Source organism: Pirellulales bacterium (assembly GCA_036499395.1).
In the GTDB taxonomy this organism is placed as follows: Bacteria; Planctomycetota; Planctomycetia; order Pirellulales; family JACPPG01; genus JACPPG01.
Genome location: DASYDW010000024.1, coordinates 92,276 through 107,711, shown reverse-complemented (window position 1 = coordinate 107,711; position 15,436 = coordinate 92,276). Strand labels below are relative to the sequence as shown.

Here is a 15,436-nt window from a genome sequence, read left to right as displayed (position 1 = left end):
CACGGATGAAGTAGCGATCGCGTAAACTGGCGAACTTTTTATTCCCCCTAGGGGGAATAAAGGCACACTAAAACCAACGAGAACCAACCCAGTTCCAGGCACTACCCAAAATCAATTGTGCGCAACTTGACGGACGCTACCGGTCGGCGCAAAGTTTGCGGCCAACACTTACTAGCAAAACACGTTGCCGTGGTAGACCTTGCCGGCCATGGGACACTTTGCGGATGAAATGGTATGGGAGGCGAGGAATACTTCCTTTGGTGCTCAAGCGCCGATTGTAGCGGGCCGAAGTATCACATAGCTTCGCTCGATTATGCCAACGATCGCGTCTAGTGGTACTTTTCTACCAACTCATGCGTGCTCGAGGTGGCGTCATGCCGCAACGAGCTGATACGCGCTTCTAGGGGGCATTTCCATGGTTAGGCGGATATTTCTTTTCGTGTTACTTTTGGGCACGATCGTTTGTTCGACTGGCTGTCCCGCGGTGCCGCTGCGCCGGATTACAGTGCATCAGGCGTGGACCGTGGGGGACATTCAACAAATGCAGGTGATGAACAACCTAGCAATGTTCGTCTATGAGCCGAACTCGCTTCCCTCGTTCTCCGTTCCCAATCAAAGTGCCAATAACCTTACGGACGTCGGCTCGGCGCAATTGGTGACGGGCTGGGGCCGCGGTGGGCCGGCGCCGAATCCACTAATCTTCAACGCAATCACCAGCCAGTTTAACGCGTCGCGCACGTTCTTTGGCTCTTTCACCCTAACGCCCATAAACGATCCACGTAAACTGGAGCTAATGCGCTGCGCGTACCAGAAGGCGGTGGCAAGTTGTGGCTATGGGAATATGTCCGAGGCATGTCCCGATTGCGAGACTGTTCAGAAGAAGTTTTACACCGGCGATACCAACGGCGACATTCCTTCGAGCGCTAACGGAATTGTCACGTCAGAGTGCATTGGTACCAAGGGGTGTTGGTTTCACGTGTCGTGCAATAAGAAGTGCATCCCCAAGGATTGCGATTGCATCTATATCGGCGAGTACTGCGGAACCTACGTATGGGTCACGAAGGACGGCCGTGACGAGCTAGCCAAGCTCACGCTTACAATTCTGGATTACGCGCTAAACTCGGCGCCGACCCCACTCACTAAACAGGTGACGTACTACATCGATGAGTACGGCTTGCCGACCGATCAACGCGAGGCTGTTGGACAAGTCATGGCGAACATCGGCATCAGCGAGCAGCCTGTCGCCTTGATGAACACGCCGCAATCCGATCAAGCTCGGATCGAGCAGATCATCGATGCCCGCCTGGCCAAGATATCCAGTCGCGTCGACGAGCTACGCAAGCTTTTTGGCATTCAGCTCGGGGAGACCCCAAATTCAGGGGCCGATGGTGCTGGCCGAGTTGCCGCTGAGGAATACAAGCGCCTGATTGAAGAGCGGCAATCTTTGATTCACAAGAAACAGTTCCTCAATGAGCAACTGGACGGCAAGGTCCTGAGGCAGCAATTCGCGCCCGGCGCACCGGCGCCGCTGATGCAGTCGCCTTGGTTGCAGTTCAACCTACAGCAGCAAAATACTTTGCCGAATATCCCAAGGTAAAGCGTTGGCGAATGACTGAAAAATGCCAGCGCACTTGGTTAGCCGACGTGTGCGCGAGTTTCCAGCTTGGAACAAGAGGTAGCCTGTAACGGCCATCCGACAGCGATTACTGGGCACTCAACGACAGATCCGGAGTATTGAGATATTGTTCACGAAGTGACCGGATTCGCCGTTGTGTCGCATTCTGCCTGGACAGCGGCGGAGTCGCAGATTGACCGGCCGATGGTTGTGTCTCCGACGTTTGGTCTGAAATTACAACGCCAGTCGGCAACCGTCGTTGGAGAGAACGGGCAAGTGGGACGACTAGTTCATGCATAAAGTCGTTAACGGCCAACGGTGAGTTATCAATATAATCTGCCATCTGGCCAAAGCAATCCGCAAGCTCCTTGCGCTTCAACGACGCCAACGGTGCGGAATAGCTAGCGGATTTCTGCGCAGTGGTTTGTGCTATGGTGGCGTAGTTGTACGCTGCCTGATGCGCAGCTGCCGTCCCCGGTGTCCCAGCATTGCAGGCCAACGCACCCAAAACCCGCGCCAATGCTTCAAGGTCATCAGGGTTGCGATTGTTTTTCAGAGAACTTGCGGCCTGGGCAGACGCCAAGGCATCGTAGAGCCAGGATTTTTTCTCCGCATCGTCCGTATTTTGGGGGGGCGGGCTGGCAGCCGCTCGCGTCTTTGCCAACATTGTTACTGATGGGCAGCAGCCAATAACCGGCGGAAGGCATACGCAGTCTCCCATGTCGTCGCACAATTTAGCCGTCGCCAATACCCGAAGTGCGTCGGCGCGAAGGCGCAATGGTTCATCCTGATTTGAGTCAAGGCGAACAGCCTGGCTAAAGGACCGAATCGCGGCTTCGAGTGCCCCGCGATGCACAGTACCGGTGCCACTGGACGTACACGACGGACAGTCCGATGGCGTGTAGTCATGCGTCGCGCATGTGGTAAGCAATTTCCCCCGACTAAGGGCGGGCTTGTACCAGGTCGGATCGCAGCGCTCTGCGAGGCAAAACTTTGCGCAGGCTTGAGAAAACGTCGTATTGGCGTCCGCTGTCTTCTTTTTGTACTTCGACAAAAGCGCATTCCCCCACGCCAGGTACAGTGCCGGCGTCGCTTTGCACGAGAAGGAGGCGAGGTTGGCTGCTTCGCACTCAGGACTGCAACCAGAACAGGAGCCCGAAGTCGGGCATGGCCGATCGCAGGCGGAACAGTCTGGGAAAGCGCCTGCTGAAGACCCCTGGCACGCGCCCGCCTTGGTCAGCAGGCATTCGGCATGCTGGAAGCACTTTTCAATGATGCAGCAATCGTCGATTTCTTTCGACCACTTGAACGCGGAGCAGCATTGCGGGCATGCCGTTGTCGGGGTGGGCGGCCTGACGGTCAAGGGCAGGAATACGTTTTGATTATTGTCATATTTCAGCGTGGCCAGTGCGCGCCCCAGACGTAGCCAGGCGTCGGCCAATGTGCAATCGAGGCAGACGGCCGTTTGGTAATCCGCCGCGACAATCTGTGTTGTGGCCGGGTCCTTATTCTGTTCGTTCAGAATACCCCGCAGCCAATAAAGGCTGGCGAGTGCTTGCTTGGTCGGCTTTTCCGCGCAGCCCTCACGAAACATAACGCCATATTGCCCGCGGCGCTTGCCCGCCCCGGCGCCAGTCGCCGCCTGTCTGCAAGTCTCGCAGGGCTCGTTACTACCGGCTTGCTTGTTCAATAGTGTCACAATCTGCTGTGTGTAATACAGTGACGGCGACGTCTTCAATGGATCAGGATTCGTTAGGTTGAGGACGTCTTCCTTGCGCACCCAACCCTCGGCGGGCGGGATCGAATATCGGCCTCCGTCGCGAATCTTCACCCATTGACCGTCAATCTTGCTGACGGTGGTGGGCCACTCGATCTGCGACACCTTGCCGACAAACTGATGGTCGCTCGGTGATTTCACGAGTTGCAATGTCGCGCACTTGGGAAGAATTAATGCGCCTTTCCAAGGATCCGCGGCACAACTCGTTTTGCCACTCAATGCGGCGAAAACGAAGATAGATACGATGAAAAAGCGGCGGTTCACGATCTGCCTCCACTATATTGCCACCGAGCAGAAAAGAGCGCCTGAAGTGCAGGCCGGTGGCGAGTCTACTCACCCTGCAAGGCTGTGTCGATCATCGAAACGAACTGACTGACCAAACAGTTTTCTTGCACCTGGACAAAGTTACAGGCTCGACGGATCTCGTGGCCGCCGGCTTGTGAGCGCGTCGCTCCCCCCCACACACAGCAAACACACCCCCCCCATTTTGATTAGCCGTCAAGCCGGTCCAACGATTGGCATCCACCTCAATCGAGCAGATTATGGATATCTCATAAAATCGCCGAGACCGTCTCGCCGAGCATCCGGCGTGCTACCTCGCTCCAATCTGCACAAGATCGCCAAAACCGATCGCACAGGAGTTCTATTGGCGTCCTGTTGCCTCCACTTGATTGGAACGCACGGCCCTTCGACGTATACGTCGAAGGGCCTTTTCATTGTCGGGGCATGACTTGCGTCGACCGTCCTATTGCGGAGCCGCGACGAGCAGGCGCGCTAGGGTGGTGGCCAGGTTGTCGAGCACTTCACGGTTCGGAAGTGTAATGGACAGCCGTTGTCTTCCCTGTCCGTCCTCCTCGACACACTCGGTAAGTCGCTGTTTCAAATTGGCCACAGCTCCGGGCGCTGGCCGTGGCGACGATGGCTCCTGAGCAACAAGTTCACCGAGAAAACTGAAGACCGCGCCGAGCAATTCGCCGCCGGCTGCGGCGACGCGTTCGCGGTGCGCGTCGCTCATTATGCGGGCCGCGACGTCCTCTCGTTGACTTACATCGAGCGGTGCTTGCGGTTTCGCACCGAGAAGAATCTCCAGCCGATTGCGAAGTTCTTCGGTCCCGCTGACCAACGAGATCTCGTTGATATCAGAATCGACATCTAGCGCCGCGAGAGCCAGGTCCTTCTTGGCCGACAAGGTTGTCAGCAAGCTTTCTTCGAGAGTCTGCTCAGTCACCAGCAGATAGGCATGGACCGGCTGCTTCTGGCCCATGCGATGGGCGCGTCCGATGCGCTGCTCCAGCACGGCGGGGTTCCACGGCAAGTCGCAATTGATGACCGTGTTGGCCGCCTGGAGATTCAGCCCTGTCGAGCCTGCATTGGTGGTGATGAACAACCGACAGTCGGAATTCGACTGGAATTCATCCACCAATTGCTGGCGTTGCCGTTGTGGGACGGATCCGTCGAGCCGCACATACTTCAACTTCAACCGCATGAGGATCTCTTCGACCAGATCAAGCATCCTCGTCCATTCGGAGAACAGGACCGCTTTTCGACCGTTTTCGGCAAAGCCCCGTTCGAGCAACTCCTCTAACCGCTCGAGCTTGCTGGAATACGCGGGGTACTGCTTATTGCACAGGTACGTGCTGTTGGCGGCCATGCGGCACATGAGCAGCGCCTGACGCAGGCGAAGCAAATCCATCTCGCTGATAAACGGCTTGCGAACGATCGAGGCCACGATCTTCATCTGCGCGGCATGGATATCAAGCTGCTCGTCCGTCGGCGCAATCCGCACGATCTCCAGGGTCCGCTCGGGTAATTGCGTGAGAACTTGCTCACGGGTTCGCCGCAGCAAGACCGGCGCAAGATGCTGGCGCAGTTGGTCCAGGTTCTTGTATCCGAGCACTTTGCCTTTCTCATCGGTGACGCGATGCCGATTGAAAAAGCGAAATGCCGGGCCGAGACGGCGATCATCGACAAACTGCACAACGCTGTACAACTCGTCGATGCGATTCTCCAGCGGTGTGCCGGAAAGCACGAGCGCCAGTGGGGACTTCAATCGCTTGACCACATTTGTGGTCTTGGCTTCCCAGTTTTTGATCCGTTGGCCTTCGTCGAGAATGATCAAGTCCCACTTCACGCCTTCGATGGCCGACAGGTCACGGACAACCTGCTCGTAGTTGCAGACCGTGAAGAACGCATCGTTATCGTATTGGGCACGTCGGTCGGCCATCGCGCCGAGCACCACCTGGCAGGAACGGAATGAGAACCGTTCGATTTCACTCCGCCATTGCGACTTGAGCGACGTCGGGCAGATGACCAGGACTTTGCGAATGCCCGCCTGCTGAGCGAAAAGCTCGGCGACACCGACCGCTTGGATCGTCTTACCCAGGCCCATATCGTCGGCCAGCACAGCCCGGCCAGCCCCTACGGTGAAGGCGATGCCGTCTAATTGGTAAGGTAACAGCTCGGTTTTGAGAAGTTGCTTTCGAAGCGGATGTCGCGCGGGATCCTGGCGGATTTCGCCGACGAGTTTTTGAATCCTGTTTTCAAACAAGTGCCGCTGAATGAACTCCTCCGCGTCGGGATAAACAGTTACCTGGTGCCCCAGGCGCTCCAGCCTGGCCAGCCGATCAACCAGATCGTGTACGTCCTGCACGTCGCGACCGGCAAGTGGCTTGACGATCGAGTCGACGTCCGGCTCCAATTTATCGGGAATGCCAAATCGAAGCGCCAATCGGTCGCCCGAGGTGAGATGGACGTTCAGATATCTGATGCGGTAGGGACGTCGCAGCGTGGCTTCCGAGAATTTCCGCGTCACACGCCGCAGCACATACATGATGTGCTTGCAGGTGCCCAAGGTATTCGTGCGGAAGTCCGGGCAGGAGCAATAGGAACTACCTCTTTCTCGGCCGCGCAGCGCTACGCGGTACGTCTTGCCTGACGCGGCACTGGTGATCGTGTAATCGGCCCAAGGTTTGACAGGAATGTGCGGATGAAGCTTGAACTTTTCCTGGCGAGAACGTTGCTCCCGTTCTGCCAGCGCCCGCCGGATCAATTCGTCCTCGGCAAGACTTTCGACCGGGATCCGTTCCGGCGGCGGGGCCGCGAGGCCCAACGCGGTCTTTTCCTCTAACAGCAGCGAAAACGCGGCACCGGCGTGTGTACAAGGGAACCGGCATGCCGTGCAATTCCAATGCAGCCGGTCCCGCGCCTCGGCCATCAGTGTGATGGTGACCACCGCGTCCGCGAATTTAACGCGAAACAGATCGCCTTCCAAATAGACTTGCTCCTCGAGGTTGATCTCGAACTTGCCGCCGCGTTGGATGAGCTGGCGTCCTTCTTTCCCGAGCAGTTTGCAAGCCTGTGAAAAGTTGAGCCGTGACAGCCGGTCCTTAAGCGTTAAGCGCTGGCTGGCCTTAGTCGTCATGCGATCTGGTTCCTTCCGGACAAGACGCGAATCAGGTCATATCACATGATGCAAGAGTCGACGCACGAGCGCCAAGAGTAATTTGCATTAGCCAGCGCAAACGGCGCGCGCCCAAAGCGGCGGCAAGCTTCCGCCATCGCAACCACCGCGTGGTCGATCCGGCAAACCAACCGGGTCGGCCGCGCGACAGTGGCGGGCATTTCGCAGCACCGCCTGCAATCGAGGCGTTCCGAACTCCCCCAGACACGATCGCACCCTGTCCACGCCGCCTCGGTCGCCCGGGGTAGTGTTCATGTCGAAGTCCCACAGTTCCTAACCGTCGGCGTTAGCAAACCACCCAGATCCGGGGTGGTCACTACGGCATGTCTCCTAAAACTATCACTTATTACAATCCTGTCACTCGAATATTCCTTCGTTGAAACACGCCATTAAGCCTGTTAATATCCCAAGTTAACGCTAGGACCCCTTTTCACCGTTCCACCTGGGCAGAACGCTAGTGATCGCCAGCCGAGTTTCTTGAACTACTCGCTTTTCTTGCTGGTTTCGGAACAGGTTCTCGAGTGGGGGGTCTTACCGTGCATCGTTTACACAGCGTCGCTGCGCGCGCCTTTCTGTTCAACGCGGCCTCATGCGCTCTTATTGCCATCATCTTAAATCTGGTTGCTTCAGCCCAAGCGCAGACCGTCACCTGGGGACTTAACGGCGCCGGAGGTAACGGCACCTGGGACACAACGACGGCCGACTGGTTCGACGGGACGAACAATGTCTCTTGGCCCACCAATGGCGACGCAATCTTCGGTGGCACGGGCGGCACCGTCAATTTAACGACCACGCAGCCGATCGTGTCGTCGATGACGTTCAACTCGCCTGGCTATACGATCCAGAACGGCACGCTCCTGAGTGGCCCCACCGGATTGACGGTCACGACCAATGCAGCGGCAACGATCAGCTCGGAGATCGATCATTCCGTCAGTTCGGGAAACTCGTTAACCAAGAACGGCTCAGCGCCGTTGACGCTCGGCGGATTTCTCGACCTAGCCACGGTGCAGGTAAACGAAGGCGAATTACGCGGCGTCGGTGACATCGGTTTGAGTTTCGCTAACGTCACATTGGCGAACGCGCCCGGGGTTATGGTGACTCTGTCCCCGTCATTTAGCGGTACATCGGATATGCAATCGCTGTCTGGCGGCGGGGCATTGGGTGGAATTGTTCAGCCGCTCAATACCTCGGGAACTGTCACCCTTGAGCTGGGAGGCAAAAACGGGAGCTTCGCAGGTGTGATTCAGGACAATCAGTCAGCGGTGCTTTCACTGAACATGGACGGCCTTACAGGCGCCGTACAGACGTTGACCAATGCAAATATATATCTTGGCACGACGTCGATCACGGGTGGGACCCTCTCGCTGGCAGGAACCGGATCAATACTGAATTCAATCGTTTCAACGACCACGAACGGATCTCTCCTGTTGGATAATAGCTCGACAGCCGTCGCGAACCGTATCTCCGATACGTCTCCATTCACCATGAATGGCGGCTCGATTCAATTGGTCGGTAACAGCAGCACACCGGTGAACGAACTCGTCGGAGCGCTCAATATTAGCGGCCCCAATTCGATCAGTGTCACGCAACCTGGGAGTGCCGCGGCGCAGTTGTCGTTCGCGGGCTTAACGCGCAACGGCTATGCGACAGTCAGTGTCGTAGGGCCGGGCGTAAGTTTCTCGGGCCTGGCCAACGGCAGCACGGGAATCGTTGCACCGTATGTCACCGCAGGTAATGAATGGGCGTCGATCGGTAACGATGGACGCATTACGCCGTACACCGCGTATGCAAGTAATATCAACACAGGCGCAGCCACCGATAATGTCAAACTCTCCGGCGCCGGCACGACCTCGCTCGCAGCGTCAAGCGTGCGATCAAGCCTGAACCTGCAGAATAGCGGTGCCTCAGGGCAGGTTTTAAACCTGGCTGGGCAGAACCTGACACTTACGACGGGCGGAATCCTTTCGAGCGGTTCAGGCACTACGAGCATCGCCGGTGGCAACCTGGCCTCGACTTCGCCGGAGATGATCGTGACCGTCAACAACAATCTCACGATCGGCGCCAATATCGGTGACGGCCCAGACGGCACAACGTTGACGAAGACGGGCCCCGGAACGCTGACGCTCGCCGGCACGAATTCGTATACCGGCACCACCGAGATTACGCAGGGGACACTCGTTGTGTCGTCGGATGCCAATCTAGGCCAGGGTTCGACGATCGACATCGGAAACGCCACGCTACAGGCGGCCGCTAGCTTTTCGTCAACCAAGGGTATCACCAGTAGCGCTGAACCGATCGGGCGACTCGACACGGCGGGTTTCAATGTGACGTTTTCGGGCCCCTTGACCGGCACCATCAACAAGTTCGGCGCTGGCACGCTTACTCTCAGCAACCCGAACGTTGGTACGACGGATGTTATCGGGGGAACACTTGTTCTTCCCAATCCCATTACGGGTAATGTGAATTTAGGTCAAGGGACAACCGTGCAGGTTGCCGGCACGTTGGGTTCTCTTGGTTGGTCGACGGGAGGGACGCTGGACATTGGTGGCCCGGCTGCCGCGACGCTGACCACGGCGAATGCCATCGGGTTCTCTGCCAGCCTACTTGTCGATTTTGGCATCGGCAGCACCACCAGCGATCTTTGGAATTTTTCCGGTTTCACAAGTCCGTTCAATTTTGCCTCCCCAGGCTCGGTGCAGTTCGACTTCCAAAACTTAGGGGGCCTTGCGACCGGCGTCGATTATCCGATCATAACGTTCGCGAATACGCCGTTCCCACCTAACGCAAATATCTTCGCCTTCGCACCGGACATGGCTGCCAAGGGTTTTTATGGAACGTTCCACATCACTGGCCATGCTGTGATGGTCAATTTCTCATCCGTTCCCGAGCCCGGCCTAACGGCGTTGTTGCTACTACAAGGTACGGTAGCAGCCGTGTTTTTGGGACGGCGGCGATCGGCTCGGTAACGACGCCGATCAAACCTATCGGCTGCCAAGAATTGGCCAGTTATTCATCGTCATCCTCGTCCGGCGCCTCGGCGTCGGGCGAGGTCTGGGCATCTTCGCCCGGTGTGTTGATGCCGCGTTCCAGAATCTCGACGGCTTGCCGCAGATAGTCCTTGTCGTTAATCTTCGCGCCGAAGCGGTGGCTGAAATGTTCCTGGTTGTCGAGCCAGAAGAACACCATGCCGACGAGCATGATCGTCAGGTAATTCGGATCGAGATCCGCGCGAATCAATTTGCGCCGCTGCGAAACCTCGATGCGCCGCCGGATTGTGTCGAAGATATCCGGCTCGCCCGGCCAGACTTGCCGGTCCCCTTCCAGCCGGGTCCATGCGCACAGCCTCAGCAGCAGCGGGTTGCCGCCGATGTAGTCCATCAGCCGCCGCAATTCCGAGCGAATGTTCAGCGGACGATTCACCGCCCGCGCCGCGCGCGGAAATCGCTGCGCATAGTTCTCGACCAGCCGGCGTTTGACGGCCTGGTAGAGTCCTTCCTTGCTGCCGAAATGGTGGTGAATCAACGGGTGCGACACGCCCGAGGCGCAGGAGAGATCGCGCAGCGACGTGTTGGCAAAACCGTGCTCAGCAAATAGCCGTTCGGCAGCCGCCAGCACGGCGGCGCGCGTCGCCGCGGGATCGCGCACGCGATGTGTGTCGTCGATGGTCATGGTCCGCCTTTGGGGGGAATGGTCCCCCTGTAATTAACGACTGGTAAACAGAATCTTAGGAGTTCTGGCCCTGTTACGTCAATTGAAAACCAACTATTTACGAGAAATCCGCCTTGTCCGCCCCAATGTGACCGGCCTAAAATGCTTACCACTCGTTAAATAACTTCGACCCCGATGGGGAAGCGACGTCATGTCCCACGGCCCGATACGTTATCCCCTGCGGCTGCTCGCCTACTGGGCCGCGTTACTGCTCACGCCGGGCTGCGGTCCCAAGAATCAATACTTCGAGCCGCCGCCCCCCGAGGTGACCGTCGCGACGCCGCTGCAACAGGACGTCACGCGTTATCTCGAGTTCACCGGCACCGCCCAACCGACCGAAACGGTAGAAATTCGGGCGCGCGTCCGCGGCTTTCTGAAAGAGCGCCACTTCGAAGAAGGCTCGTTCGTCAAAAAGGGGCAGTTGCTCTTGGTCATCGACGAAGAGCCTTTTCAATTGCAACTCGATCAAGCCAAAGCGCGGCTCGCCGAAGCGGAAACCTCGCTCCGCAAGGCCGAGCAATCCCGGGCTCGCGAGTTGGCCAAGGCGAAACTGGCGCTCGATCAGGCCGGGCTGTCGCAGGCCGAGAGCAGCGAGACGCGCTTGCGCAAATTGATCTCCGGACGGACCGTCACGCAGGACGAATTCGAACGTGCCGAGTCAGCCCGCAAGCAGGCGGCCGCGCAGGTCGAGTCCTCGCTGGCCAGCCTGGATCAGGCCGAGGCTGATTTCGAGACGAACATTCTCGGGGCGCAAGCCACCGTGGCCGCCTCGCGCACCACGATGCGCAATGCCGAGATTGAGTTGGCCTACTGCCGCATGACCGCGCCCCTCAGCGGACGGATCACTGAGACACGTTATGACTTGGGCAACCTGGTAGGCGACGGGCAGGCATCGCTGTTGGCAACGATCGTGCAGGTCGATCCAATCCACGTCTACATGACGCTCAGCGAAAGCGACTTCCTGCAATTCCAGCAGAGTGCCGGCGCGCCGAACTCGGCGGCGGCAACGGTCGAGATGGGATTCAACGGCGACCAGAATTATCCCCACCAAGGCGAGATCGACTATCACGACCCCGCGATCGATTCCGGCACCGGCACAATCCGCCTGCGGGCTCGCTTCGCCAACGAGCAGGGGACGATTCTGCCAGGCACGTTCGCCCGACTGCGTCTGGCGATTGGACAGAATCCGGGCGCACTACTCGTGCCTGAGCGCGCCTTAGGGACCGATCAATCGGGCCAGTACCTGTTGGTCGTCGGCGACGACGACATCGTTCAGTACAGGGCTGTGAAAACCTCGGACCGGCTGGGGGAACTACGCGTCGTCGAAGGCTCGATCGCGCCGCACGATCGGGTCGTGGTCGAAGGACTGCTGCGGGCCCGGTCCGACATGAAGGTGGTGCCCAAGCAGGCCGTGGCCGCCGTCAATGCGGCGCATTCTTCCACTGATCCCGCCGACAAGGTCGCCAGCAAGCTCTCGTCCGACGCACCGCACCGCGACAAGTAATCTCGCCGCGTAAACCCCCAGCGAACTTTCAAACCGCATGTTTTCGCGATTCTTCATCGAGCGGCCGATCTTTGCCAACGTCATCGCCATCGTGACGATGCTGGTGGGCTTTGTCGCGTTGTTCAATCTTCCGATCGAACGCTATCCGGAAATTACGCCGCCGACCGTGATGGTTACGGCGCTATATCCGGGCGCCGAGGCGCAGACGCTGGCCGATACGGTTGCCGCGCCGATCGAGCAGGAAGTCAACGGCGTAGAGAACATGCTCTACATGTCGTCGACTTGCTCGAGCGACGGTACTTATAAGCTGACCGTGACGTTCGAAGTGGGCACCGACTTGGACAAAGCTCAGGTGCTGGTGCAGAACCGCTTGGCCGTTGCCATGCCGCGCTTGCCTGAGGAAGTGCAACGCCAAGGCGTCACGGCGAAGAAACAATCGACGAACATCGTGCTCGCCGTCTCGCTCTATTCGGACGACAACCGTTTTACGGATCTGTACCTGGCCAACTATGCCACGTTGCGGGTCAAAGATCAGTTGAGCCGCGTGCCCGGCGTGGGAGACGTCAACATCATCGGGGCCGGCAGTTACGGGATGCGAATCTGGATCGATCCCGAGCAACTGAAGGCGCGCAACCTGACCACGCAGGATGTGCTGGCCGCAATCCGCGAACAAAACACCCAGGTCGCGGCCGGCCAGGTCGGTGCTTACCCCTCCCCCGATTCGCACGCCTTTCAATTAAACGTCACGACGCGCGGCCGGCTGGCCGATCCCGACCAGTTCGGCAACATCATCATCAAGGCCGACGATAGCGGCATGCAGCAGAACGACGGCGGCGGTAGTTCCACCGCGCAGCGTCGCGGCTCGGCACGATTGACCCGGCTGAAGGACGTCGCCCGCGTCGAGTTGGGCTCGCAGGTCTATGACCAGTGGTGCGAGATCAGCGGGCGCCCCGCTGCGACACTAGCCGTGTTTCAACTGCCCGGCGCTAACGCCCTGGAAGTGGCCGAGGCGACGCGCCACGCGATGGATGCTATGGCTCCATCGTTTCCGGCCGGCATGAAGCACATCGTTCCGTTCGACACGACCGTGTTCGTCGAGGAATCGATCCACGAGGTCTATAAGACGCTGATCGAGGCCGGTGTGCTGGTGCTGATCGTGATTCTGGTCTTCTTGCAAGACTGGCGCGCCGTGTTAATCCCGGCCACCACCGTCCCGGTGACGATCATCGGGGCGTTCGCCGCCATGGCCGCGCTCGGCTTTTCCGTGAATATGTTGACGCTCTTCGGCCTGGTGCTGGCCATCGGCATCGTCGTCGACGATGCCATCGTGATCGTCGAAAACGCCGCGCACCATATCGATCACGGCAAGCTGCCGCCGAAAGAGGCCACGATCAAAGCCATGAGCGAAGTGCTGGGCCCGGTGATCGGCATTACGCTGGTGCTACTGGCCGTGTTTCTGCCGACCGCATTCCTGGCCGGCATCACTGGGCAGCTTTATCGGCAGTTCGCGTTAACGATCGCGGCTACTGCGCTAATCAGTGCCATCAACGCCGTCACGCTCAAGCCGGCACAGTGCGCGGTCTACCTGCGGCCAACCAAAGCTCGCAAGAACATTTTCTATCGCGCGTTCAATCGGGTGTACGACGCATGCGAAGGTGTCTACACGGCCATCATCCGGCGCATGGTGCGACAAACGGCGCTGGTAATGTTGCTTTTCGTCGGGCTCAGCGCATTCACCGGCTGGTGGTTCGTCCGCATTCCCACCGGGTTTCTGCCGACCGAAGACCAGGGCTTCGCCATCGTCGCCCTGAAATTGCCGGACGCCGCTTCGCAGACACGCACCCGCGCCGTGATCGCGCAGGTGAATGACATTCTGCGCAACACGCCCGGCGTGCGCGGCTGGTTCCTGCTCGGTGGGCAATCGGTTCTGGATCAGGCCATCGCCTCGAACGCCGCGGCGATGTACGTGACGTTCAACCCCTGGGAAGATCGCATTGGCAATCCTTCGCTGACGCAGGAAGCCATCATCGGCAGCCTGATGGGCCAGTTCCAACAAGTGCGCGAAGCGATGATCTTCGCCTTTCCGCCGCCAGCCATCATGGGCCTGGGCGTGGCCGGCGGTTTCGAGATGCAATTGCAAGATCGCGGCGGTGTAGGGCTCGTCGAATTAGAACAAACGCTGCAGGACATGATCACGGCGGGCAATTCGCAATCAGGCCTCTCCGGCCTGCGCAGCACCTTCCGCGCCGGCGTCCCCAGTTTGTTTGTCGATATCGACCGGGAGAAGGCCAAGAGCCTGGGCGTCTCGCTCGAAGCTGTCTTTTCGACGCTGCAAACCGCGCTCGGCTCGGCCTATGTCAACGACTTCAACAAGTTCGGCCGCACTTACCAGGTGCGCGTTCAGGCCGATCAAAAGTTCCGGCTCGATCCCGAGGATATTGGACGGCTGGAAGTGCGCGATCTGCAAGGGAAAATGATCCCGCTGAGCACGCTCTGCAAAATCGAACGTCGTCTGGGACCGCAAGTCATACCGCGCTTCAACCTTTATCCCTCGGCCGCAATCACCGGCAGCGCGGCCCCTGGTTACAGCTCGGGGCAAGCGCTCGATTTGCTCGAGCAGATGGCAGGTGGCAAGCTCCCCTCGTCAATGGGTTACGAATGGAGCGGGATGTCGTATCAGGAAAAGCGGGTTGGCTCGCAGGCGATCATCGTCTTCGCCCTGGCCGTGCTGATGGTCTACCTGGTGCTGGCCGCGCAGTATGAAAGTTGGGTGTTGCCGGCCGCCGTGATTCTGGTCGTACCCCTGGCTCTGCTCGGCACCGTGGCGGCCGTGGCGGTGCGCGGCATGGACAACAACATTTACACGCAAGTCGGCATCGTGCTGATCATCGCTTTGGCGAGCAAGAACGCCATTTTGATCGTCGAATTTGCGCGCGAGTTGCGACAGAAGGGTCACACCATATTAGAGGCCGCGGTCGAGGCGTCGCGCCTGCGGTTCCGGCCCATTCTGATGACGTCGTTCGCCTTTATCTTCGGCATCTTCCCGCTGGTGGGCGCAACGGGCGCCGGCGCTGCAGCCCGGCAATCTCTCGGCACCGCGGTGTTTGGGGGAATGATCGCCGCCACGGTGCTGGCCGTCTTCTTCGTGCCGGTGTTCTACGTCGTCATGCAACGCATGAGCGAATGGCGCACGAGCAAGAAGCAGACCAAGACGACGACCTCAGTGCCGCAGCGCGCCGTGCTAACGGGGCCACATATCCACCACGAAGAACCAGCGACAGCATAATTGAATCAGGCAAGCCTGACACCGCGGCCGGTCATGCAACACAGCCCAAAAATAAACCGCGACAATCACCGCCGACGAGTACAGGA

The 15,436-nt window shown here is 58.7% G+C and carries 7 protein-coding genes; 4 read left to right on the top strand and 3 right to left on the bottom strand.

Annotated features, from left to right (window positions below; genetic code table 11):
* Nucleotides 1-415: 415 nt before the first annotated feature.
* A complete protein-coding gene (locus VGN12_05475; protein ID HEY4308883.1) occupies nt 416-1,597 on the top strand; it encodes a hypothetical protein in 1,182 nt (393 codons plus the stop codon).
* 106 nt (nt 1,598-1,703) lie between these two features.
* On the opposite strand, the gene VGN12_05470 is transcribed toward VGN12_05475, so the two are convergent.
* Nucleotides 1,704-3,656: a hypothetical protein gene (locus tag VGN12_05470; GenBank protein ID HEY4308882.1), complete on the bottom strand. Its 1,953-nt coding sequence runs from the start codon at nt 3,654-3,656 to the stop codon at nt 1,704-1,706.
* A 481-nt stretch (nt 3,657-4,137) separates the two neighbouring features.
* On the bottom strand, nt 4,138-6,813 hold the full coding sequence (locus tag VGN12_05465) for a DEAD/DEAH box helicase (GenBank protein HEY4308881.1): 2,676 nt from the start codon (nt 6,811-6,813) through the stop codon (nt 4,138-4,140).
* Nucleotides 6,814-7,388: 575 nt separating this feature from the next.
* Here VGN12_05465 and VGN12_05460 point away from each other — a divergent pair.
* On the top strand, nt 7,389-9,818 hold the full coding sequence (locus VGN12_05460; protein ID HEY4308880.1) for an autotransporter-associated beta strand repeat-containing protein: 2,430 nt from the start codon (nt 7,389-7,391) through the stop codon (nt 9,816-9,818).
* Between the two features lie 40 nt (nt 9,819-9,858).
* Here the strand turns inward: VGN12_05460 and VGN12_05455 are convergent, their stop codons facing one another.
* Nucleotides 9,859-10,521, bottom strand: coding sequence for a TetR/AcrR family transcriptional regulator (locus VGN12_05455; GenBank protein ID HEY4308879.1), 663 nt, complete (start codon nt 10,519-10,521; stop codon nt 9,859-9,861).
* Nucleotides 10,522-10,711: 190 nt separating this feature from the next.
* On the opposite strand from VGN12_05455, the gene VGN12_05450 reads away from it, so the two are divergent.
* Both VGN12_05450 and VGN12_05445 read left to right on the top strand, forming a co-directional pair.
* Nucleotides 10,712-12,064: an efflux RND transporter periplasmic adaptor subunit gene (locus tag VGN12_05450; GenBank protein ID HEY4308878.1), complete on the top strand. Its 1,353-nt coding sequence runs from the start codon at nt 10,712-10,714 to the stop codon at nt 12,062-12,064.
* Between the two features lie 37 nt (nt 12,065-12,101).
* Complete coding sequence (locus VGN12_05445) at nt 12,102-15,350, top strand: multidrug efflux RND transporter permease subunit (GenBank protein ID HEY4308877.1); 3,249 nt, start codon at nt 12,102-12,104, stop codon at nt 15,348-15,350.
* The last annotated feature ends 86 nt before the right edge of the window (nt 15,351-15,436 follow it).